General features: G+C 64.9%; 21 protein-coding genes and 3 pseudogenes. 12 read left to right on the top strand and 12 right to left on the bottom strand.

Annotated elements, in window-relative coordinates:
* Window positions 1–256: 256 nt before the first annotated feature.
* Entirely contained in the window at window positions 257–451 is a 195-nt protein-coding gene (locus AB0J47_RS02965; RefSeq protein WP_029903635.1) for a hypothetical protein, read from the top strand.
* A 68-nt stretch (window positions 452–519) separates the two neighbouring features.
* Here AB0J47_RS02965 and AB0J47_RS02960 read toward each other — a convergent pair whose 3' ends face one another.
* Window positions 520–1,284: a TetR/AcrR family transcriptional regulator gene (locus AB0J47_RS02960; RefSeq protein WP_364339855.1), complete on the bottom strand. Its 765-nt coding sequence runs from the start codon at window positions 1,282–1,284 to the stop codon at window positions 520–522.
* Between the two features lie 119 nt (window positions 1,285–1,403).
* Here AB0J47_RS02960 and AB0J47_RS02955 point away from each other — a divergent pair, with 119 nt between their 5' ends.
* Both AB0J47_RS02955 and AB0J47_RS02950 read left to right on the top strand, forming a co-directional pair.
* Window positions 1,404–3,302, top strand: coding sequence for a DEAD/DEAH box helicase (locus AB0J47_RS02955; RefSeq protein WP_364339853.1), 1,899 nt, complete (start codon window positions 1,404–1,406; stop codon window positions 3,300–3,302).
* On the top strand, window positions 3,302–3,862 hold the full coding sequence (locus tag AB0J47_RS02950) for a hypothetical protein (protein ID WP_364339851.1): 561 nt from the start codon (window positions 3,302–3,304) through the stop codon (window positions 3,860–3,862). The genes AB0J47_RS02955 and AB0J47_RS02950 overlap by 1 nt, the downstream gene beginning before the upstream one ends.
* 176 nt (window positions 3,863–4,038) lie before the next feature.
* On the opposite strand, the gene AB0J47_RS02945 is transcribed toward AB0J47_RS02950, so the two are convergent.
* Window positions 4,039–4,608: a class I SAM-dependent methyltransferase gene (locus tag AB0J47_RS02945; protein WP_364339849.1), complete on the bottom strand. Its 570-nt coding sequence runs from the start codon at window positions 4,606–4,608 to the stop codon at window positions 4,039–4,041.
* A gap of 55 nt (window positions 4,609–4,663) precedes the next feature.
* On the opposite strand from AB0J47_RS02945, the gene AB0J47_RS02940 reads away from it, so the two are divergent.
* Window positions 4,664–5,740: a helix-turn-helix transcriptional regulator gene (locus AB0J47_RS02940; protein ID WP_364339846.1), complete on the top strand. Its 1,077-nt coding sequence runs from the start codon at window positions 4,664–4,666 to the stop codon at window positions 5,738–5,740.
* A gap of 11 nt (window positions 5,741–5,751) precedes the next feature.
* On the opposite strand, the gene AB0J47_RS02935 is transcribed toward AB0J47_RS02940, so the two are convergent.
* Entirely contained in the window at window positions 5,752–6,492 is a 741-nt protein-coding gene (locus tag AB0J47_RS02935) for an SDR family oxidoreductase (protein WP_364339844.1), read from the bottom strand.
* A 107-nt stretch (window positions 6,493–6,599) separates the two neighbouring features.
* Here AB0J47_RS02935 and AB0J47_RS02930 point away from each other — a divergent pair, with 107 nt between their 5' ends.
* Entirely contained in the window at window positions 6,600–7,208 is a 609-nt protein-coding gene (locus AB0J47_RS02930; protein WP_364339842.1) for a TetR/AcrR family transcriptional regulator, read from the top strand.
* 95 nt (window positions 7,209–7,303) lie between these two features.
* On the opposite strand, the gene AB0J47_RS02925 is transcribed toward AB0J47_RS02930, so the two are convergent.
* A complete protein-coding gene (locus AB0J47_RS02925; RefSeq protein ID WP_364340690.1) occupies window positions 7,304–8,962 on the bottom strand; it encodes a DEAD/DEAH box helicase in 1,659 nt (552 codons plus the stop codon).
* Between the two features lie 288 nt (window positions 8,963–9,250).
* Here AB0J47_RS02925 and AB0J47_RS02920 point away from each other — a divergent pair, with 288 nt between their 5' ends.
* Window positions 9,251–10,450, top strand: a complete 1,200-nt coding sequence (locus AB0J47_RS02920; RefSeq protein WP_364339840.1) for a YihY/virulence factor BrkB family protein — start codon at window positions 9,251–9,253, stop codon at window positions 10,448–10,450.
* Here AB0J47_RS02920 and AB0J47_RS02915 read toward each other — a convergent pair.
* Window positions 10,423–10,659, bottom strand: coding sequence for a DUF3039 domain-containing protein (locus AB0J47_RS02915; protein WP_327100152.1), 237 nt, complete (start codon window positions 10,657–10,659; stop codon window positions 10,423–10,425). The genes AB0J47_RS02920 and AB0J47_RS02915 overlap by 28 nt on opposite strands.
* A gap of 106 nt (window positions 10,660–10,765) precedes the next feature.
* Between AB0J47_RS02915 and AB0J47_RS02910 the strand changes: the two genes are divergently transcribed.
* The gene (locus AB0J47_RS02910; RefSeq protein ID WP_364339837.1) at window positions 10,766–11,185 is read left to right on the top strand and encodes a DUF3099 domain-containing protein; all 420 of its coding nucleotides are present in this window, start codon (window positions 10,766–10,768) and stop codon (window positions 11,183–11,185) included.
* Window positions 11,186–11,404: 219 nt separating this feature from the next.
* On the opposite strand, the gene AB0J47_RS02905 is transcribed toward AB0J47_RS02910, so the two are convergent.
* Window positions 11,405–12,682 carry an MFS transporter gene (locus AB0J47_RS02905; protein ID WP_364339835.1) on the bottom strand — a complete coding sequence of 426 codons (1,278 nt, stop codon included), beginning with the start codon at window positions 12,680–12,682 and terminating at the stop codon, window positions 11,405–11,407.
* 277 nt (window positions 12,683–12,959) lie between these two features.
* Between AB0J47_RS02905 and AB0J47_RS02900 the strand changes: the two genes are divergently transcribed.
* The 5 genes and pseudogenes from AB0J47_RS02900 (at window position 12,960) to AB0J47_RS02880 (ending at window position 15,579) form a co-directional block, all read left to right on the top strand.
* A complete protein-coding gene (locus AB0J47_RS02900; protein ID WP_364339833.1) occupies window positions 12,960–13,700 on the top strand; it encodes a VOC family protein in 741 nt (246 codons plus the stop codon).
* A 72-nt stretch (window positions 13,701–13,772) separates the two neighbouring features.
* Window positions 13,773–14,168, top strand: a pseudogene (locus tag AB0J47_RS02895) (SAM-dependent methyltransferase); the annotation flags it as partial.
* A gap of 579 nt (window positions 14,169–14,747) precedes the next feature.
* A pseudogene (locus AB0J47_RS02890) lies at window positions 14,748–14,966 on the top strand (N-6 DNA methylase); the annotation flags it as partial.
* 176 nt (window positions 14,967–15,142) lie between these two features.
* Window positions 15,143–15,331, top strand: coding sequence for a hypothetical protein (locus AB0J47_RS02885; protein WP_364339831.1), 189 nt, complete (start codon window positions 15,143–15,145; stop codon window positions 15,329–15,331).
* Window positions 15,331–15,579, top strand: coding sequence for a hypothetical protein (locus tag AB0J47_RS02880; protein WP_364339829.1), 249 nt, complete (start codon window positions 15,331–15,333; stop codon window positions 15,577–15,579). The genes AB0J47_RS02885 and AB0J47_RS02880 overlap by 1 nt, the downstream gene beginning before the upstream one ends.
* Before the next feature lie 300 nt (window positions 15,580–15,879).
* Here the strand turns inward: AB0J47_RS02880 and AB0J47_RS02875 are convergent.
* The 6 genes and pseudogenes from AB0J47_RS02875 to AB0J47_RS02850 all read right to left on the bottom strand — a co-directional run.
* Window positions 15,880–16,339, bottom strand: a pseudogene (locus AB0J47_RS02875) (alpha/beta hydrolase fold domain-containing protein); the annotation flags it as partial.
* Between the two features lie 210 nt (window positions 16,340–16,549).
* On the bottom strand, window positions 16,550–16,840 hold the full coding sequence (locus AB0J47_RS02870; RefSeq protein WP_364339827.1) for a cytochrome C oxidase subunit IV family protein: 291 nt from the start codon (window positions 16,838–16,840) through the stop codon (window positions 16,550–16,552).
* Window positions 16,841–16,843: 3 nt separating this feature from the next.
* The gene (locus tag AB0J47_RS02865) at window positions 16,844–17,416 is read right to left on the bottom strand and encodes a cytochrome c oxidase subunit 3 (RefSeq protein WP_364340688.1); all 573 of its coding nucleotides are present in this window, start codon (window positions 17,414–17,416) and stop codon (window positions 16,844–16,846) included.
* Between the two features lie 50 nt (window positions 17,417–17,466).
* Window positions 17,467–18,306: a hypothetical protein gene (locus tag AB0J47_RS02860; protein ID WP_329406853.1), complete on the bottom strand. Its 840-nt coding sequence runs from the start codon at window positions 18,304–18,306 to the stop codon at window positions 17,467–17,469.
* Complete coding sequence (locus AB0J47_RS02855; protein ID WP_329406851.1) at window positions 18,303–19,037, bottom strand: hypothetical protein; 735 nt, start codon at window positions 19,035–19,037, stop codon at window positions 18,303–18,305. Before AB0J47_RS02855 ends, AB0J47_RS02860 begins: the two co-directional genes overlap by 4 nt.
* Window positions 19,034–19,231, bottom strand: a complete 198-nt coding sequence (locus tag AB0J47_RS02850) for a hypothetical protein (RefSeq protein ID WP_364339824.1) — start codon at window positions 19,229–19,231, stop codon at window positions 19,034–19,036. Before AB0J47_RS02850 ends, AB0J47_RS02855 begins: the two co-directional genes overlap by 4 nt.
* Between the last annotated feature and the right edge of the window lie 585 nt (window positions 19,232–19,816).

Below are 19,816 nucleotides of genomic sequence, written 5' to 3'. Positions count from 1 at the left end.
ACAACTGGATAGGCCTGTTCGTGATCGTGGTCGAGTGGAGTTCGATACCAAACCAGCGATGTTCGCCAGTAGCGAAATCCCAGGTGGTGTTATCGAAAACACACAGAATCACTTCCGGGAACAAAGCCCCCGTCCCGAACGTCTGACAGAGTAGTCATACCCCTGCTGGGAAGTAGCGGTAGCGAGCCCGCGGAGTGACCACGGGCCCCACACCAGGTGAACGGACTGTAGTGCCGGGAGCCAGGACGGAGGAGTCATGCCAGGAACCCTGACAAGCACCCCACTGACCGCGGTCGATCGTTGCGACCGCTGCGGTGCTGCCGCACGAGTTCGTGCTGTATTGCCCGCAGGTGGCGAGTTGCTCTTCTGCCAGCACCACGCGAATGAACACATGGATCGCTTGCGTGAGCTCGAAGCCGTGATCGATACGGAATCGGCTCCCGCGCTCTGACCTATCCTCGCGTCCCGACACAACAGCATCGAACAACAGAACAGCGCTGATAGACGACAGCGGGCGACCTACAGGTCGCCCGCTGTCGACGTGTCCGGTCCCGCTACTCCGGACAGGATGCCGTCGAGCAGTTTTCCGAGGCCGAAGGCGAAGTCGCCCTCCGGGTCCGACGGCGCTTGATAGCGTTCGCCTACCGCCGCACCTACCCGTGAGGCGATCGGAAACTCCTCGGCCGACATGACCTCGGTCAACAGCGGGCCGTGCTGCTCCCACCACTGCGCGTCGGTCAGCTCCGCAGTACTGCGGATTCCGGCGATCGCCATCCGCGCGTTGCCGGTCGCGAATTCCGACAGCACCGCGATCACCCGATCCATAGCCAGATCGGATAACCCGATCCCTTCGATCGCGGCCAGCTGTTGTTCATAGCGGCGCATCCGGCCCGGACCGAGCACCAGCCGCCACGGTGGCACCTCGAGCAGCCACGGATGCGCCATCAGTTCCGCACGGACCTGCTCGGCGATCGCGGACATGCGGTCACGGACCGGGATATCGGTCGGGATGGGTACGTCCTCCAATGCGACCGTATCGACCATCAAAACGGTCAAAGCCTCTTTGCTCGGCACATAGGTGTAGAGGCTCATCGGGCGCAGGCCGAGTTCGGCGGCGACCGCGCGGATCGACACCTTCTCGTACCCCTCCCGATCGGCGAGGGCGATCGCGGCGGCGATGACCGCATCGACACTCACCGTCTGCTTCGGGCCTCGCCCTCCCGGTCGCGGCGGCACAGCATGCCGCCAGAGCAGGCATATCAGCTGTTTCGCCTGGTCGGTCACGTGATCCTCTCGGAATTAATTCGGTACGCTGTACGTTGTTATAATACTCCGTACGCAATACGACGATTTAGGGGACCGCTCTGCCCAGCACACAGGCCACCTACCTACCCGACCGCCATATGTTCGCGCTGTGGACTTGGACCGGCTCCACGCCCGGCCGCGCGCCCGATGGCGATCGAGAAACGCTCTCTTTAGCGGTGCCCACGGGAACTCGGGGCGCGATCGCGGTCATCGATGTCGAGTGCGCACTCGTTGATCCCGACGAACTGTTGAAGCTGGACCTCGGTAACGCGGGCCCATCCGTACATGCTTGGCGCGCGGTGCTGCTGGATGGACTCGAACCATGCGCTACACAGCCGGATTCAGGGATTGCCACACCGACCCAGCACACCCCAGCCCACAACACGTCTCGTCGCGAAGCCGCGGCACCATCCGGCTGCCCGGCCGCGTCTGATCAGGCGGGCGGCATATCGCCGCTGCGATCCGAGGCGGAGGGTCGTCTGGACGATTCGGTACTGCTGCCCATTGCGGCGCACGCTGTCCCTGACGCCGCCGGGACGTCGATCGTGTCCGCCGCGCGAGCGGCGCGGGTGTTGCGTGAAACACGGTGCGTCGGGGCGGAATTGCGGGCGGGGCTGAAGGCGGAGCTGCGGCCCTATCAAGTGCGGGGCGCGGGGTGGTTGCACGAGACCGTCGCGGCGCACGGCGGGGCGGTATTGGCCGACGAGATGGGGCTCGGGAAGACGGTGCAGACCATCGGGTTTCTGCTCGGGCGGGCCGAGCGTGGGACGCAGCTCGTGGTCTGCCCGACGTCCCTGGTCGGGAACTGGGCGCATGAGATGACACGGTTCGCACCGGGACTGCGGCCGGTGCTGTGGCGTGGGGGTGAGGTCGCGGATGAGGCCGGGACCATTGTGGTGACCGGGTATCCGATGTTGCGGTTGCACGGTGGCGTGTTGGCCGATCAGTCCTGGGCGACAGTAGTTTTCGATGAGGCGCAGGCGTTGAAGAATCCGCGCACCCAGGTGTCCAAGGCGGCGCGGGCGTTGACGGCGGAGGCGAAGGTCGCGCTGACGGGTACGCCGGTGGAGAACCATCTCGAGGAGCTGTGGGCGCTGCTGAATCTGGTGGCGCCGCGGCTGTTCGGACATCGCACGCAGTTCCGGCGTAGGTTCGTCCGGCCGATCCACGAGGGTTCGACGGCCGCGGCTTCCCGGCTGCGGGATGCACTCGAACCGGTGCTGTTGGCGCGTAAGAAGGCGCAGGTCGCCGCCTCGCTGCCCGCGAAGATCCACAGCGATCTGCTCTGCGATCTGACAAATGAGCAGGAACGGCTGTACGACCAACTGCTCGACAAGGCAATCGATGACGGCTTCGGCCACGGCGTGCAACGACAGAGCCGAGTGCTCGCGGCGCTGACCGCCCTCAAGCAGGTCTGCAACCATCCGGGACTGATCACCGGTGAGCTGGGCGAATTGGCGGGCCGATCCGGAAAGCTGGACCTGTGCACCGATATCGTGGCCAACAATCTCGAAACCGGTGACCCGACACTGATATTCACCCAGTATCGTGCCACCGGCGACCTGCTGGTCCGCCACCTGCACGAACAACTCGGAGTGCGGGCACCGTTCTTCCACGGCGGACTCGACCAGGCCGAGCGCGCCGAGATCGTTTCGGGCTTCCAGGCCGAAGACGGTCCGCCCGTGCTGATCCTGAGTCTGCGGGCCGCGGGCACCGGGCTCACCCTGACACGTGCCGCCGATGTCATCCACTTCGATCGGTGGTGGAATCCGGCCGTGGAAGCCCAGGCCTCCGACCGGGTGCACCGCATCGGGCAGACCCGCACCGTGACCATCACCACCCTGACCTCGGGCACCACCGTCGAGGAACACATCGCGGGCATGCACGACCGCAAATCCGCGCTCGCGGACCTCAACGATTCGGCGGGCATCGCCGCACTGGCCCGCCTCGATGACGACCAGCTCATCGAGATCCTGCGCCGCAAGAGGGAGAACTGATGGCGGACAACGAATTCGGATACACGGCATGGGGCATGGACTGGGTCCGGCTCGCCGAACCGCTGCGCCAGACCCGACCGGACTCGCTGCTCCCCCGTGCCCGCAGCATCGCCCGCAACCACGGTGTCCAGGCGAGCATCGAGGGCCGCATCGTGCGCGCCGCCATCCACCGCGGTGGGCAAGCCTCGGTAACCCACCTGGAAGTCGCGCCGCTGCCCCGCTCAGCGATCACCGCGATCGCCGAAATCATTCCGGACACAACAGTCCTCACCGACGAGATGCACCGTGCGTTGGTCAACGCCGGCACCACTCCGGCGCCGAATCCGGCCGGGACGGACTGCTCCTGTTCGGCTCGCACCGCGCGGTGCGTGCACGTCCTCGCGGTGTACTACGACATAGCCCGGCGCGTGGACGAGAACCCTCGACTAGCCCTGGAAATCCAGGGCTATTTCCAAGCGGCACCTGAAGATTCGGCGTCACCGGTCGAGTCACCCCGCTGGACGCCGATAAATGCACTCGACCCTGCGGAATACTTCGAGGCCGCAATAACGATGCGCTGAAACGATTCCGGCGGACGCCCTGGGGCGAGCCACCGATGATCAGTTCGACATCGAACACGAGCAGGTCGCGAACGGCCACGCGCTTGTCGGTGACTGGTCTGACGTGCACTATTCGCGCTGATGTGGCGATAGCTGCCGGATTCGACGGAAAGTGCACGCCAGAACGCTCGACCTCCTCACTCGGGACAGCGGGCGCGGAAGCGGAAACTGCGTTCGCCGGATTCGATCTCGACATCGGTGAAGCCGACTCGGGTGAGCCGGTCGGCGGCATGCTCCGGCGGAACCGGCACGCAGGTGTCGCCGAGGTGCAGCAGACGGAATACCCGGCCGTCGAGACCGTCGCTGCCCGCAAATACACCGCCGGGACGCAGGACGCGTAGGGCTTCGGCGAACAGAGCGTCCTGTGCGCCGACGGCGGGTACGTGGTGCAGCATCGTGAGGCACACAACGGAATCGAATTGCCCTGGCGGCAAGGGCATATCCGCGCCGTCGCCCTGGATCACCGTCATCGCGGCACCGTGTCGGGTACGCAGCCGATCGACGAGCACCGGATCGATCTCGATACCGGTCAGTTTGCCGGTGCGCTCTCGCAAGGCGCGGATATTGGCACCGTAGCCGGGGCCGATCTCGAGTGCGGACGCACCGAGGTCGAGGCCTGACAGCGCCCACGGCACGATCCGCGTCGTACTCGTACGCTCCCACGCCGCCGATCGGCACATCAATTTGTGGAGGTAGTTCATCGCCATGCGACTCACGCTAGGAGCGACCGACAGTGACCGCGACAGGCTACGGTGACAAGTTGTGTCGCGAAACGGCCAATCCCTGGTACCCGGCCAGCCCGGGACACCCCAGCCGAACGACGGATCCGTGGTATTACCCGCCGCGATCGGTGATACCGCCATGGTCTTCGGCGCGGGCGTCATGTCCGCAGGCCACTGGTTCGACACCCATGAACATCCGCAGCACCAAATAGCCTGGGCAGCAAGGGGTGTCATCGCCGTCGAAATCGGCGACGGGTACTGGGTGCTGCCACCGACACGCGCACTGTGGATCCCCGGCGGCACCCGACACCGAACCGGCACCACCCAGGGCGCGATCATGCGTGGCATCTTCGTAGCACCCGATCGATGCCCGGTCTCATTGACCACCCCGACGATGCTGCGAGTATCGCCATTGCTGCGCGAATTGTTCGACCATCTCACCGGACCGGACACCGCCCTCGCGCGAGCAGCGGATGCGAAGCGGCTCGAGCACGTCGACGAGCCCACTCGCAGCGCCCACCCGCTCGAGGGCACTCATGCCGAAGGGTCCGCGGCGCCGACCCGCAACCCCGCCGACAACGTCGCCACCGAACGACGCGAACGCGCGGAAGCAGTTCGATTCGAGCGCGTCGACGAAACTCCGCTCAGCGCCCGCCCGCCCGAGGGCACTCATGCCGAAGGGTCCGCGGCGCCGACCCGCAATCTCACCGATGACATAGCGTCCGCACGACGCGAACGCGCGGAGGCAGTCGTCTTCGACCTTCTCGAGCCGGTCGAGGTGATTCCCGTCGGCGCCCGCCGACCGGTGGATGGCCGAGCCGGACAGGTCGCCGACGCCCTGACCCGAAACCCCGCCGACCCCCGCACCCTCGCCGAATTCGCCGCCTACGCCGCCACCAGCCCCCGCACCCTGGCCCGACTGTTCCTCACCGAAACCGGGATCTGCTTCGGCCAGTGGCGAACCCAGATCCGCCTGGCCGCCTCGCTCCCCCTGCTCGCCGAGGGCCTGCCGGTCGCCCGCATCGCGGGCCGGGTCGGCTACGCCACCCCCAGCGCCTACGTCGCCGCCTTTCGCCGCACCGTCGGCGTCTCTCCCGGCCGCTACTTCGCCGGGTAATCGCGACGGAATCAGGCGTTGGTGCCGCCATCGACGGTGAAGGTCGCGCCGGTGATGCTGCGGCCGGAGGGGCCGGCGAGGAAGGTTACGGTGGCGGCGATGTCGTCGGTGGTGCCGAAGCGACCGAGGGCGGTCAGGTCGATTTGGTGCGGGGCGTGGTCGCCGTCGGCGGGGTTCATATCCGTGTCGGTGGAGCCGGGCTGCACCAGGTTGACCGTGATGCTGCGCGGGCCGAGTTCGCGCGCAAGGGCTTTCGTGAATCCGTTGAGTGCGGATTTACTCAGGTTGTACAGCGCGAGTCCGCCGAATGCGGCGCGCTCGGACAGGTTGCTGCCGATGCTGATGATCCGCCCGCCCTCGGTCATATGTTCGACCGCTGCCTGCGCACCGACGAATGCCGCCCGCGCGTGGATATTCAGCGCGCGGTCGATCTCCTCGACGGTGAATTCCTCGAACGGCTTGGCCGGGAAGATACCCGCGTTATTGACCAGCACATCAAGCCTGCCGAGTTCGACCGCGGCCCGATGCACCGCCGCGACGACCGCGCCCGCGTCGGCGCTGTCCGCCTGGATGGCGATCGCGCGCCGCCCCAACGCTTCCGCCTCGGCTACCACCGATTTCGCCTGCAACTCGTTGTGCTGGTAGGTCAGCGCCACATCCGCGCCCGCGGCGGCCAGGTGCCGGACGATAGCCGCTCCGATCCCCCGACTGCCCCCGGTCACCAGTGCCACCTTGCCCGTCAGATCCGACATCGCAACTCCTCCTAATTCTGTGTCGATCAGTACATAAATAGCTAAGCGCATGGGCGGCGATGCCGTCAAGGGGTATATTTAACGATCGACACAGAAAGGATCGGGCCATGGCCGAACGGGGACGCCCACGCGCGTTCGATCGCGACGTCGCGCTACGTCGCGCCATGGAGGTGTTCTGGGAGCACGGCTACGAGGGCTCGTCGATGAGCGATCTCACCGCGGCGATGGGCATCAACTCACCGAGCCTTTATGCCGCCTTCGGCGGGAAGGAAGAACTATTCCGCGCGGCTGTGGAGCTGTACGGCGAGACCGAAGGCGGCTACACCGCACGCGCCATGCGCGAGGAACCCACAGCCCGTGCGAGCATCGAAGCCATGCTGCGCGACAACGCCATGGCCTACGTCCACGAGGACAAACCGCACGGCTGCATGGTCGTGCTGGCGGGTTCCACCTATACCACCCGCAGCGAAACCATCCGCGACTTCCTGGTCGAAAAGCGCCGCCAGACAACCGAAGACATCCGCGAACGCCTCGAGCGCGGTGTCGCGGAAGGTGATATACCGCCGGAAACCGATACCGCGGCCCTCGCCAGCTTCTACACCACGGTGCTGTACGGACTGTCGATCCGAGCCCGCGACGGGGCATCACACGCCGAACTCACCCAATCCATCGACTGCGCCATGGCGGCGTGGCCCGCATCGGCCATCGCGCGCTGATATCTATCGCTACCCGACCGCGTAGCGCTGTTGGCCGCAGCGATCGCACTTGCGCGGTCACCGAAGCCATTGTGCCGTACTCGACGGCGCCGCGATCACTTCCCGCGCAGGGCTGCGATGCGCTCACCGAGTTGGTCCGCGGTGGCCAATGCCGTTGGCGGACCACCGCACTCGCGGCGCAACTCACCGTGGATCACACCGTGCGGCTTGCCGGTGCGATGGTGATGCATGGCGACCAGGCTGTTGAGCTCGCGACGCAGCTCACCGAGCTTATCCGCGGTCGCCACCCGCTCGGCGGCCGAGGCGACCTGCGGACCAGGGTCGGGCGTCGCCGTCGAACCGCGTTCAGCGAGCTGCTTCGACTGACGTTCACGCAGCAGCGCCCGCATCTGCTCCGCATCCAATAGTCCGGGAATCCCGAGGTAGTCCGCCTCCTCGGCGCTGCCCGCGAAAGTGGCTGTGCCGAAGGAGGATCCGTCGTAGATCACCTGGTCGAGTTCGGCGTCGGCGGCGAGTGCGACGAAGGGCTTCTCGTCCTCGCCCGGCTCGTCCTTCTGCTTGTTCGCATCGATCAGCAGTTCGTCTTCGAGGCCGTTCTGCTCGCGGTGCGGCTTGCCGATAACGTGATCGCGCTGCAGCTCCAGCTGCGCGGCCAGATCGAGCAGCACCGGCACCGACGGCAGGAACACACTCGCGGTCTCACCGGGCCTGCGCGCACGCACGAACCGGCCGATGGCCTGGGCGAAGTACAGCGGTGTCGAGGCACTGGTCGCGTAGACGCCGACCGCGAGACGCGGCACGTCGACGCCCTCCGACACCATGCGCACCGCGACCATCCAAGGCTGGGTGTTCTTGCTGAATTCGGCGATCCGGTTCGAGGAGGACGGATCATCCGACAGCACCACCGCGGGCCGCTCGCCCGAGATGTGTTCCAGCAGTTCGGCGTAATCGCGGGCCCGCTCTTGATCGGTGGCGATCACCAGCCCACCGGCATCGGGCATGCCGGTCGCGCGCAACTGCCGCAGCCGAGTGTCCGCGGCGACCAGCACCTTCGACATCCAGTCGCCGGCCGGATCCAATGCGGTGCGCCAGGCACGGGCGGTGTGTTCGGCGCTCAGCGGCTCACCGAGGCGGGCCGAATACTCCTCGCCCGCACTATCGCGCCAGTGCGCCTCGCCGGAATACGCCAGGAAGACCACGGGCCGGACGACGCCGTCGGCCAATGCCGCCGCGTAGCCGTAGGTGTGGTCGGCGCGAGAGCGCGGGAAACCGGCCTCATCGGGTTCGTAGGTGACGAACGGGATCTGGCTGTCATCGCTGCGGAACGGGGTACCGGTCAGCGCGAGTCGGCGGGTGGCATCACCGAAAGCCTCGGCGGTCGCCTCACCCCAGGACTTCGCATCGCCCGCATGGTGGATCTCGTCGAGAATCACCAGCGTTCTGCGTCTTTCGGTACGGACGCGGTGCCGCGCGGGATGCGAGGCGATCTGCGCGTAGGTGACCACGACGCCGTGATAGTCGCCGGAGGTCGCACCGGTCGCGTTGGAGAAGCGCGAATCCAGCTGAATGCCCACGCGGGCCGCGGATTGGGCCCACTGATGTTTGAGGTGTTCGGTCGGGGCGACCACGGTGACCTGGTCGACGGTGCGGTCGGCCAGCAGTTCGGCCGCGACCCGCAGTGCGAAGGTGGTCTTACCCGCGCCCGGCGTCGCCACCGCGAGGAAGTCCCTGGGCTTGGTGGACAAGTACTTCATCAGGGCCCGGCGCTGCCAGGCTCGGAGCGAACCACCTGTGGAACCCGCGGCGCTCGATTTTTGCGAATCGCCCGGTGTTTCCGCTTCTCCCGCCACAGCGGCGCCACCCGACACAGTCACGAAGACGACCCTAGCTGCCCCCCATGGCGTGTCGCCAAACCGACGCGGTGTGGGCGACGGGCATCACACGCCGAACCGTGCGCCACGCTGTGTTCACCTGGTTCCCATCGACTCGATGCCATGGCAAACCGGAACAATATGCCCGGATGCGCGATGCTGTTAAGCATCATGACCGACGAAAGTGCGCTACCGCGCAACACCCAGGGGACCGGCGACCAGCCGATCCACAGCGGCGGAGGCGGCACGGAACCCACCGCGGCGACCTATGTCCGCGACGTCGCAACGCGGGTTGCGCGACAGGGTGGCAAACTCCTCGTGCGGGTGGCGGTGAAGTCGTGGAACGATTCGATTTTCGCCAAATCCGCGGCCGCGGCGTTCTGGCAGACGATGTCGCTGGCACCGCTGCTGCTCGGGGTCCTGGGCAGCCTCGGTTACGTCGGTGAATGGTTCGGACCCGACACCGTGCAGATCGTCCAGCAGAAGATCATCGCGTTCAGCCGGGATCTGTTCAGCACCAGTGTGGTGAGCGACCTGATCGAACCGACCGTCAGCGATGTGCTCAGTCGTGGACGCGCCGCCTTCGTCTCGGTGGGTTTCGTCATGTCGCTGTGGGCCGGATCCTCGGCTATGTCGACCTTCGTGGATTCGATCGTCGAGGCGCACGGGCAGCAGGATGCCCGGCATCCGGTGTGGCAGCGCCTGTTCGCCTTGCTGCTGTATGTGCTGTTCCTGGTGGTCGCGGTGTTCCTACTGCCGCTGATCGCGCTGGGGCCGACTTTGATCGGTCGGGTGCTGCCGGATTCGTGGCGCGAACCCGGGCTGCGGTTGATCGACTCGTTCTACTACCCGGGCGTCGGCCTATTGCTGATCATCGGGCTCACCACCCTGTACAAGCTGGCGCTACACAAATCGCTGCCGTGGCATCGCTTGTTCGGCGGGGCGCTGGTCGCGGGCGTGTTCTTCATGGCCGCCAGCGAGGGGCTGCGCCGCTATCTGGCCTGGGTCACCAGGACCGGCGTCAGCTACGGCGCGCTCGCGACGCCGATCGCGTTCCTGCTGTTCACGTTCTTCCTCGGCTTCGCGGTCATCCTCGGCGCCGAATTCAATGCTGCGGTGCAAGAATTCTGGCCCGCCCGCAGCACCCGCATCGACCAGGTGAAGGAATGGTTGTCCAATCAGTTGGGCGGGGACGACACCGACACCGACCAGGATGATCCGGGCACAGCGAAGCCCCCGAACCCACCGGAGGCTCAGGGGCCGATCGAGCGGACAGACGACAACGGCGCCGATGCCGACCGGGCACGACTCAGCGCGCCCGGCGATCCATCACCGGCGTCGGCTCAGTCGCCCTTGCGCAAGCCGTCGTAGACCTTCTTGCACTCCGGGCAGACCGGCGAGCCGGGCTTCGCCGAGCGCGTGACCGGGAAGACCTCACCGCAGAGGGCAACCACATGGGTGCCCATGACGGCGCTCTCGGCGATCTTGTCCTTCTTCACGTAGTGGAAGAACTTCGGGGTGTCGTCGCCCGTCGTCTCGTCGGTGGTCGTATCCGGGCGAACCAGAGTGTCGGTACTCACGGATTCCATGATGCCGCATACTCGCGGGCTCGGCTGATGACGGTCGGTGTTCATCCAGCTGACCAGGCCATGTGCGGTGTGCCATCGACAGTGGAAGACTCAGGGTATGCAGCAGTACGGCGACACCCCCGACGCCGACGACATCGGCAGCGGTGATCGCCCGGACGTGACAAAGCCGACGCCACCTCACAAGTCCAGCGGCTACTTCCCCGGCAATGACGAGAAGCACCCTGTGCTGATCACCGAGGCCGCGCCGTCACTCGAGGATCAGCACCGAACCAGGGTCCGCCGCTACACCATCATCATGGCGTTCCGCATTCCCTGCCTGATCTTGGCGGCGATCGCCTACAGCGCCTTCAGCAATGCGCTGCTGTCGATCCTGATCATCGCCGCCTCGATTCCGTTGCCTTGGATCGCGGTCCTGATCGCGAATGACCGGCCGCCGCGCCGCAAGGACGAACCGAGTCGGTGGGACCGGCCGCGTACTGCGATCGAATCGCGGCCGCACCGGGCCATCGATTCCTGAGGGCGGTCTCGGGGCGAGGTTCCGGCGGCCGATGGGGGAAGGCGAGCCACGAGCCGAAGGCCTGGCAAGGGACACAAGCACGAGAAATGCCACCACACGGGCACCGACCCGCCGATACTCAGCTGGACGAGCGATCAATCATCATGCGCTGGTGTATGCAGACGTCAGCGCAATCTCAGGGCTGAGTTCAGGGGTGGCGGCGTTCAGGGGTGGCGGCGTTCAGGGGTGGCGGCGGATGCCTGCGGACATGAGGGCTGCGGCGGCGCAGAGGGCGCCGGCGATGTACCAGGCGAGGTTGTAGGAGCCGTGGACGTCGCGGATGATGCCGGCGCCGGTGGCAGCTACGGCGGAGCCGATCTGATGTGAGGCGAAGACCCAGCCGAAGGCGACGGGGCCGTCCGCGCCGAAGAGTTCACGGCAGAGCATGACCGTCGGCGGGACGGTGGCGATCCAGTCCAGGCCGTAGAAGACGATGAATACCCACATGCTCGGCTGGGTGTCCGGCGCGAACAGCGACGGCAGGATCAGCAGCGACAGCCCGCGCAGTGTGTAGTAGCCGACCAGCAGGTAGCGGGGATCGGCGCGGTCGGTGAGCCAGCCGGAGAAGATGGTGCCCGCCACATCGAAGATGCCGACCAGTGCCAGCAGACCCGCGGCGGTCGTGGGTGGCATGCCGTGATCGTGTGCGGCGCTGACGAAGTGGGTGCCGACCAGGCCGTTGGTCGATGCGCCGCAGATCGCGAATCCGCCCGCGAGCAGCCAGAATCCGGGACTGCGTGCGATCGTGGCCAGGACCGTCAGCGCGCGGGTCGCACCGTCGGTCGCCTGCACGCGCAGTCCCACGGTGCTGCCGGGTTCGGCACCATACGCCGAAACGCCTGCATCACTGGGGAAGTCACGGATGAACAGCAGGACCAGCGGCACCACGGCGAGCGCGACTCCCGCGACGATCAGCGAGGGCACCCGCCAACCGTGCGCATGTGCCACCGCGGATACCAGCGGCAGGAAGATCAACTGCCCGGTCGCACCCGCCGCGGTGAGTACGCCGGTCACCAGTCCGCGCTGGCGCACGAACCAACGGCCGGTGATCGTCGCCACGAACGGCATGGACATCGATCCGACCCCGACCCCGACCAACAGGCCCCAGGTCGCCACCAAATGCCAAGGCTGGGTCATGAATACGGTGAGCCCGCTACCCGCCGCGACGAGTACCAGGGCGCACGCCACCACCCGGCGGATACCGAATCGGTCCATCAGTGCCGCGGCGAACGGCGAAATCAGCCCGTACAACAGCAGATTCAGCGAGACCGCGGCCCCGATGGTGCCGTGCGACCAGCCGAACTCCTCGTGCAGCGGATCCAGCAGCACACCCGGCACCGACCGGAACGCCGCCGCGCCCAACAGCGCGATAAATCCCACACCGGCGACGATCCAGGCGGGATGCAGCCGCCTCGGCACGGAATCGACAGGTACCGGAGGCGTCTGCAGTTCAGTCACCCGCTGAGCGTGCCGGAATTTCGCTCATCGAACGAGTGGCCGGAATGCCATAAACCGCCAAGATCGTGCCAGTTTCGGCCCCATCCGAAACCGGCTCGACAGCATCGCGGGCGAACACTTACTCTGTGGCGGGGGTAAGAGACGGGAACTCTCTCAGCATCAGTGATGTGCGACACATCCGCGTCAACACGGCGCGGGCGGCTCCGAATCGCCGGAAGATGCGACAACTGCACGCTGGTGGCGGCGCGGGAACTCCCGCCAGGAAACAGGAGAAAGCATGATTCGGTGGGTCTGGGCCTTCCTCGACCGCCCGACGCAACGTTTCGACGAATGCGCGACATTCTGGTCGACGATCACCGACACCCAACTCTCGCCGCGACGCGGTGAGAACGACGAATTCCTAACGCTCCTACCGGATCCCGCACTCTTCGCCGATGCGGGGGTCAAGATGCAGGCGGTGACCGGACTCGGCCGGGTACACCTGGATCTCGACGTCGAGGATGTCACCGCCGCGGTCCGCATCGCACTCGATCTCGACGCGGAACTGGTCGCCAACCACAAGAGCTACGCCGTGCTGCGCTCGCCGGGCGGTCAGATCTTCTGCTTCACTCCCAGCGGCCGCGCGAAGGGCACCCCCGCTCCGGCCGTGCGTGCTCCGGACGGCCCGCTCACTCGCCTCGATCAGGTCTGCCTCGATATCGGCCCGACCGACTACGCCGCCGAAACCCGGTTCTGGACCACCCTCACCAACTGGGACCTGACGCAGGGCCGCCTGCCCGAATTCACCCGGCTACGCGCGAAGGAGCCGATGCCCATCCAGCTTCTGCTGCAGCGCCTCGGCGAGGACCGGCCCGCCAGCGCACACATCGACCTTGCCTCCGCGGATATCGACGCCACCGCAGCGTGGCACGAGTCCCTCGGCGCGACGCTGGTCGAGCGGCACGAGCACTGGATCGTCATGTCCGATCCGGCCGACGCGCCCTATTGCATTACCGGCCGCGATCCGAACGGCGTCTGAGGTCGCGCGCTGTCCATGTGACACGACGAGCACGTTTCGGTTGCTGGCGTGTCGCGGTGGCAGAGTACCGGTGTGCCTACCAACCAGACGACCACCGGATCGCTGCTCACCGCGCTGTGTCCAGATCTGCGGGCTGCGCTGACCCGCGTCGGTTACACCGCCGACACCCTGCTGGAAGTGCTCGGCCCCGACGTGCACGCCGCACTGGGCCGCTCCGAACCGGTACCGGTGCGACGGGCCGCTCGCCAGGCTGGCACGCTCGGCACACTGATCCGCCTGTTGCTGCTCGGTGACGCACTGCCCGAACGCGAGGTCGCGGCCGCTCTGGCACCGGTGGGTATCGACCGCGCGGTGGCCGCTGGCCTGCTCGCGTGCGACGGCGATGATGTGCGCGCGGCCCTCGACCTGCGTCCGCTCGATGCGGGCGAAGGCACTCGCTGGATTCTGTCCGACCTCGACGACTCGATGTTGCGGCCACCTGACACAGGTTCTAGTTTCATCGACGTGCCTCAGCAGACCTCATCATGCCTGGTCAAGCTCCCCATTCGCGTCGGGCGACCTGCCCGTCATGCCCTATCGAATCCGGGCAATTCCCATCAAAAGTGTGAGATTTTGGTGGGACGGATCGAATGACGGAATCGCGTCGCCCATCGCCGACACTCCCCCGAGCGAAGCGATCGACAAGTGAAGATCGGGGCACAACCCGTTCATTGCGAGCCAGCGGGCCAGACCAAATCCGATCACCGCTGTGCAGAAACAAATCGAAAGTCGGCGTGTCGCCAATCCGACACGCAAACATCTTCAACGACAGCTAACTTTCAGCTACAAAAGACAGTGGACCCTGGCCCTGCCGACCATGCATGGCACTCGGCCCGCTGGCCCGCCACCGGCCGCAACCGCAGCTCGACACGTCGACGAACTCCCCGCCGGCGCGGTCATCGAACTGGAAAGGGCCGTCGATACCAGCGGCACAACGAGACTCCGCAAAATATCGTGTCAAGATCGGATCCGCACTCGCCGGTCAGAGAGTCCTGCTGCGCCTCGACGGATGCGTTCGAGTACATTTTCCGCAAGTTCAACAAGGCCGCGAACGAGACCTCCAGCAACCACTACACCCCACGGGACGCGATCCGGCTGCTGGTCGACCTGCTCTTCGCCGAGAAGGACGCCGACCTGACCGAGGCCGGCATCGTCCGCACGCTGTACGACCCCACCGCAGGCACCGGCGGCATGCTCGCCCTCGCCGAGGAGCACCCGCTCGCGCGGATCCGCGTATCCGCCAGGCTCCGCCACAGTTCCAGGACACGATCAGCCCTCGATACCCTCCTCAGAGACGGACTTCCGGCCGAGTCCGGTTCGCCCGCGCGAGGATGTACTCCATCAACGTCAACAGGATGTCTTTGACCGAATCGCGGTGTCGTACATCGCACAGGCTTACCGGGATGTCGGGATCGAGGTCCAACGCCCTCCTGATCTCGTCCGGGGTGTACCGATCGGCACTGTCGAAGCAGTTCACCGCCAAGACGAAGGGCACATCATGGCGGCCGACAGGTTCTCGGGAAATCCGCGCCGGTCAGATGTCTCAGGTCGACGGCGTCGCTCAGCGCGTCGAGCCCGCGGCCGAGGACTGATGCGAACCCGACTTCGTGCTGCCGCCAAACTGTTCCTCAACTGGGACCTCTCCAAACGCGGGCAGCAAGTCTTCGCCGACATGGGTGAGTATTCGGTCCACACCGACATCGCCGCGCCCAAGGTGCGCGGCGTGCAACTGCCCGATTTCACCGACCCCAAGGTGCATCGCATCACCCCGGCCGAGTCGATCAGCAACGCCACCACCGACCAACGGGCCTGGAACGCAATCTTCGGTTACAACCAATAGATGCGAACCAGGACCGCCCACCGTGTCACGATCTGACGCGGTGGGCGGTTCCGATGCCGAGGAACGGCTCCGATCACTTGAAGTCGTTCATGCTCTTCCCGACATCGGCGAGGGTGGTCGCCTTGCCGTAATCGGCCTTGTACATGTACGGGGTCATGTCGCGGCGGTACGGACCCTTATCGGGTTTGAAGTCCGCGGCCTGCCACCCCTGCGGGGTCGCCTGCACGATATTGAAACAGGTTGATTTCGCGCCAGTGGGCGATTGATCGACCGGCGCGCATACTGGCCTGTCTCCAACCTGTCGTCGAGCTGCGGAATAGCAAGGAACTGGAAGGCGATAGCTGGTCCACCGCGGTCCCTGGCCCGCAGCGCAAGCGCGGCGCAGAGCCCACCCGCCCGCGCTTTCACCCCGGATCGCGATCCGGGACGGATCGACACCCAACTCGCCGGTGTGCGCGGCCATCCAGCACAGCGCCGCGTAGCAGTCGTCCAACCCGGCTGGGAATGGCGCCTCCGGTGCGAGCCGATAGTCCACCGCGACCACGACGACACCGAGATCCCTGGCAAGCCCGAGATTATTTACATGGTTGGTATCGAGGTCACCGGTGGTGTAGGCACCGCCGTGCACGTCGAGGATCGCGGCCGCCCCGGCCTGACGGTTCGGGAGATAGACGCGAAGCGGAATATCGGGCGCACCGTCCGGACCGGCGACGAGTTCGTCTCGGACCGTCACACCGCGGGTATCGGTCTCGCCGAACATCTCGGTGAGTGCCGCCTTCATCCGCTTCCGCGCGCCGGACAAGTCGGTAAGATCGCTGTTCGGCATCATCGCGACAACACCGGTGAGTTCCGGATCGAAGGCATATGTCATGGGTTCCTCTTTGCGAGGTCGGCAGAGCAGGCATTCGGGACAACGGTGCGCGGCCGCTATGCCGTAGCCGACGAACCGCCGCAACCGTGGGCTCCCGCATTACTGGACTGCGAGGCCGACGTAATAGCTGCCGAGCAGGCCAGCCGCGATCAGCAAAATCCACAGATCGGTGAGGCGGCACAGCAATGCGGGGGCGCGCCGCACTTCCATGAATTCCTGAAAGATGATGCGCACCTTGATGAGTGCCATGACGACCGCGGCCGATGTGATCACGGTGCTCGGCTCGAGTGTCCCGCCGTGATCGCCGGAGTCGACCAGCAGGTAGAGAAGCGTGATCGATGAGAGGACCAGCCAGCCGATCAGCAATCTCTTATTGAAAGCGGTGTGCATGGATCACCTCACGATATATAGCAATGAAAAGATGATTACCCAGAGGAAGTCAACGGTGTGCCAGTAGGTGGCGGCCGTTTCGACGAATTCCTGGGATCGGCGGGCAGGACCACGAAGTTGATAGATGATGACGCCCATGGCGACAAAGCCGATCAAGAGGTGTAGGGCATGGATCGCGGTCAGGAAGTAGTAGTAGGAAAAGAATTCGTCGTAGGAGAACCCGAAACCCAGATGGGTCAACTCGACCCACTCGAACACCTTCACGCCGAGGAAGATGACGCCGAAGAGCACGGTGAGATAAGCGTCCCTCAATGCAGTCCGGTACGCTCCGTCACGGGCTGCCTGGACGCATCGCGCCACGGACCAGGAACTCAACAGCAGAATGATGGTGTTGAAGACCCCGGTGGCAAGGCTCAGGTGTGCCTGGGAGCGCAGGAAGTCGTCGGGATGTTGCGTGCGGTTAAATAGATAGACGGCCAGATAGCTGGTGAAAATCAGTGTTTCGAAAAGGACGAAAGCCCACATGTCGGGCTGTCCGGGAATGAACTTGGCAGGCTTCTCCGTCTGCTCTGCCATAGTCTTCCCATCTATTTCTTCGGGCAGCGAACTGGCATCTGCTACGTCTGTCACTGTTCCGCCTTCGCTGAAACCGCAGGATCGAGTTCCTTTTTCGATGCGAGGTCCGGCAGCGGCCCGGTGCCGAAGTCTTCCCGCAGGATCATGTTCCGCAGCAGAGTTATGAAGCAGCCCGTGTAGATGCCGAACACAACCATGTCGATCCACCATGCGATCGTGCCGTTCCAGGCGAAGACGCCTCGTTCGAAGATGCAGGCGGGCGCCACTACTACCTCTGTGAGCGCGTTGCACAGATTGAGGTAGCCGAACCACTTCGGGAACACACGATTCTTGTCGAGCAGAATCGCCAGCATCCAAACCAGCGAACCGATGAGGAAAACGCCCATGGTTACGATGAAGGTAAGGAACCCGAAATCGTAGAGCCAGCTCATCAGTTTGGGATCACGGTCGGGCCGGATGGCTCCGACGGTCAGGATGATACACATCAGTAGCATGCCTGGAACCGCGCTCAGCGAGTAGAGAACGAGGTAGGTATAGGAGAAGGCGCGGCTCACCGACATTCGTCGGAGGGAATAGGCGATGAGCGCGTTCTGCGCCGTTGTCATGCCAGCGACGAGGAACACCATGGCGAATCCGATGAGCACGCCGTTGGTGTGTCCGTTGAACCACTGCGCGGCCTTGGATCCCGTCGACTCGGGGTGCCCCGGCGGCTGGGTCCGGGTGAGCACGAAGAACGCCACGGTGAACACATTGTAGAAGGCGACCGTCGTCCCCCAGGCGCCCCACAATTCGCGCTTCGGATTGTGGCGCCAATTCCAAGCGAGCCGGTGCAGCGGTGATGGGTGACGCGGCTCGGGCGGGATTATGGTCTCCGCCACCGCGGTACTCATGCGGCGACCTCTTCCTGTGCGGCGACCTCTTCCTCCTTGCCATTCTGGCGGAGAACAACCTGGCCGAGCACGACTCCCATGACCGCGATCCAGACTGCGATGGCGATATTCTTGAGCCAGAACGACAGCACTCCGTCCCAGGCAATAGGACCTTGCATTGCCAGCCCGACGAAGCAGGCCGGCACCAACGCGGCCGCGATGACAAGGTTGAAGTGGGCCACCCAGGGCTTGAAAACCGGCTGGGCCTGGCGGTCGAGATAGATCGCCAGGGCGAGGATCACACTTTGCGCGATGAGGAACGGAACACCGGCGGTAAAGGTGATCCACGCGAGATCATTGAACATTTGCGTCAGCGCCGGATCCCGGTCCGGACGGAATGCGGCGACGATCCACGTGAGGTTGGCGAAAAGGAAGACTGTGGGGCCGCCTGCCGCGCATCCGATCATGCAGTACTGGAGGATCGGTGTGCGCAGAGCCATCCTGCGCATTTGCATCACGATCAGCATCAGAACCGGGACCAGACACACGCCGAACCAGTTGAACAAGATCATGCTGTATCGAATCCGCGTGAGATTCGACGGATCCCGATAGAAAGCCGCGACTTCCTCCGCCGGCATCGTCGGCGACATCGGATGCACGAAGCCCGGGAACAAGAAGAACGCGATAATCCAGATTAATCCCGATACGGGAAGCGTCCAGAACAGGATCAATTCGCCATCGGCTCGTCTCATCGCCTCGAGTCCTCACAGGAAAGCGCTTTCGCCCAGCTGTTGCTGTCGGCGATCACGGAAAATGGTTTGCCCAACTGCTCATCGAACTCGAGCAGCGTCGGGTGCGATACACCACAGTGGGCACACAGGCTCACCCACTGTGCGCTGGCGATCGCGGTCTCGGACAGCTCTTCGGCGTCGGTGCGACTCTGCATCGACCACTCCTCGATCTGACTTAGATCAATCATGAACGGCGGCGAGCCGTAAACGACTCGCTTGCGACGCGACCACGCTAAGCGCTATACCAGCAGGTTATATGCCTCATGGGTGGTTAGCCACGCCAGAGGAAACTAACACGTCCGGTCGTGATGGGGAACCACTTCACTGACTTCAATCAGTAATGGCGTACCGCGGCGCAGAGAGTCGGACACTCGTACGTCCCGCCTGCCGGGCGCGCAGGCGCAAGCACGCCGGTTATGGCCTTCGGCAAGCCCTCGACTCACTCCGGATTGAAATCAACTGCACCGTATGAGATCGGGCGGTACTGTCGACATGGATGGCAAGGCTTGATCTGTAACCGAGTCAGGTCAGTTACCTGAGCTTCACTTCCGCCAATTGATCGTCGGGGGGAAGGCGAAGCCCCGCGATGATAGGGTGATAATCGCAGTTCACGACTTCCGGCGTAGCGCCGTGTCGGCCATGACGTAACCAACTCGAGTCAGGTTGCTCACCGGGAAGGGAAACGATGCCCGCCAAGGGAAAGGTCTCTTCCCGCGAAGCCAAGGGGCAGCAGACACGTG

The organism is Nocardia sp. NPDC049737, assembly GCF_040674755.1.
Classification (GTDB): domain Bacteria; phylum Actinomycetota; class Actinomycetes; order Mycobacteriales; family Mycobacteriaceae; genus Nocardia.
The sequence above is the reverse complement of the archived record's forward strand: the minus strand, read 5'-3'. Positions and strand labels throughout refer to the sequence as shown.

What these genes read in the sequence shown, in the direction of transcription:
- AB0J47_RS02965 (WP_029903635.1), top strand. Translation starts at nt 257, where the DNA reads ATGCCAGGAACCCTGACAAGCACCCCACTGACCGCGGTCGATCGTTGC.
- AB0J47_RS02955 (WP_364339853.1), top strand. Translation starts at nt 1,404, where the DNA reads ATGTTCGCGCTGTGGACTTGGACCGGCTCCACGCCCGGCCGCGCGCCC.
- AB0J47_RS02950 (WP_364339851.1), top strand. Translation starts at nt 3,302, where the DNA reads ATGGCGGACAACGAATTCGGATACACGGCATGGGGCATGGACTGGGTC.
- AB0J47_RS02945 (WP_364339849.1), bottom strand. Translation starts at nt 4,608, where the DNA reads ATGGCGATGAACTACCTCCACAAATTGATGTGCCGATCGGCGGCGTGG.
- AB0J47_RS02935 (WP_364339844.1), bottom strand. Translation starts at nt 6,492, where the DNA reads ATGTCGGATCTGACGGGCAAGGTGGCACTGGTGACCGGGGGCAGTCGG.
- AB0J47_RS02930 (WP_364339842.1), top strand. Translation starts at nt 6,600, where the DNA reads ATGGCCGAACGGGGACGCCCACGCGCGTTCGATCGCGACGTCGCGCTA.
- AB0J47_RS02925 (WP_364340690.1), bottom strand. Translation starts at nt 8,962, where the DNA reads ATGAAGTACTTGTCCACCAAGCCCAGGGACTTCCTCGCGGTGGCGACG.
- AB0J47_RS02920 (WP_364339840.1), top strand. Translation starts at nt 9,251, where the DNA reads ATGACCGACGAAAGTGCGCTACCGCGCAACACCCAGGGGACCGGCGAC.
- AB0J47_RS02910 (WP_364339837.1), top strand. Translation starts at nt 10,766, where the DNA reads ATGCAGCAGTACGGCGACACCCCCGACGCCGACGACATCGGCAGCGGT.
- AB0J47_RS02900 (WP_364339833.1), top strand. Translation starts at nt 12,960, where the DNA reads ATGATTCGGTGGGTCTGGGCCTTCCTCGACCGCCCGACGCAACGTTTC.
- AB0J47_RS02885 (WP_364339831.1), top strand. Translation starts at nt 15,143, where the DNA reads ATGTCGGGATCGAGGTCCAACGCCCTCCTGATCTCGTCCGGGGTGTAC.
- AB0J47_RS02880 (WP_364339829.1), top strand. Translation starts at nt 15,331, where the DNA reads ATGCGAACCCGACTTCGTGCTGCCGCCAAACTGTTCCTCAACTGGGAC.
- AB0J47_RS02870 (WP_364339827.1), bottom strand. Translation starts at nt 16,840, where the DNA reads ATGCACACCGCTTTCAATAAGAGATTGCTGATCGGCTGGCTGGTCCTC.
- AB0J47_RS02865 (WP_364340688.1), bottom strand. Translation starts at nt 17,416, where the DNA reads ATGGCAGAGCAGACGGAGAAGCCTGCCAAGTTCATTCCCGGACAGCCC.
- AB0J47_RS02860 (WP_329406853.1), bottom strand. Translation starts at nt 18,306, where the DNA reads ATGAGTACCGCGGTGGCGGAGACCATAATCCCGCCCGAGCCGCGTCAC.
- AB0J47_RS02855 (WP_329406851.1), bottom strand. Translation starts at nt 19,037, where the DNA reads ATGAGACGAGCCGATGGCGAATTGATCCTGTTCTGGACGCTTCCCGTA.
- AB0J47_RS02850 (WP_364339824.1), bottom strand. Translation starts at nt 19,231, where the DNA reads ATGCAGAGTCGCACCGACGCCGAAGAGCTGTCCGAGACCGCGATCGCC.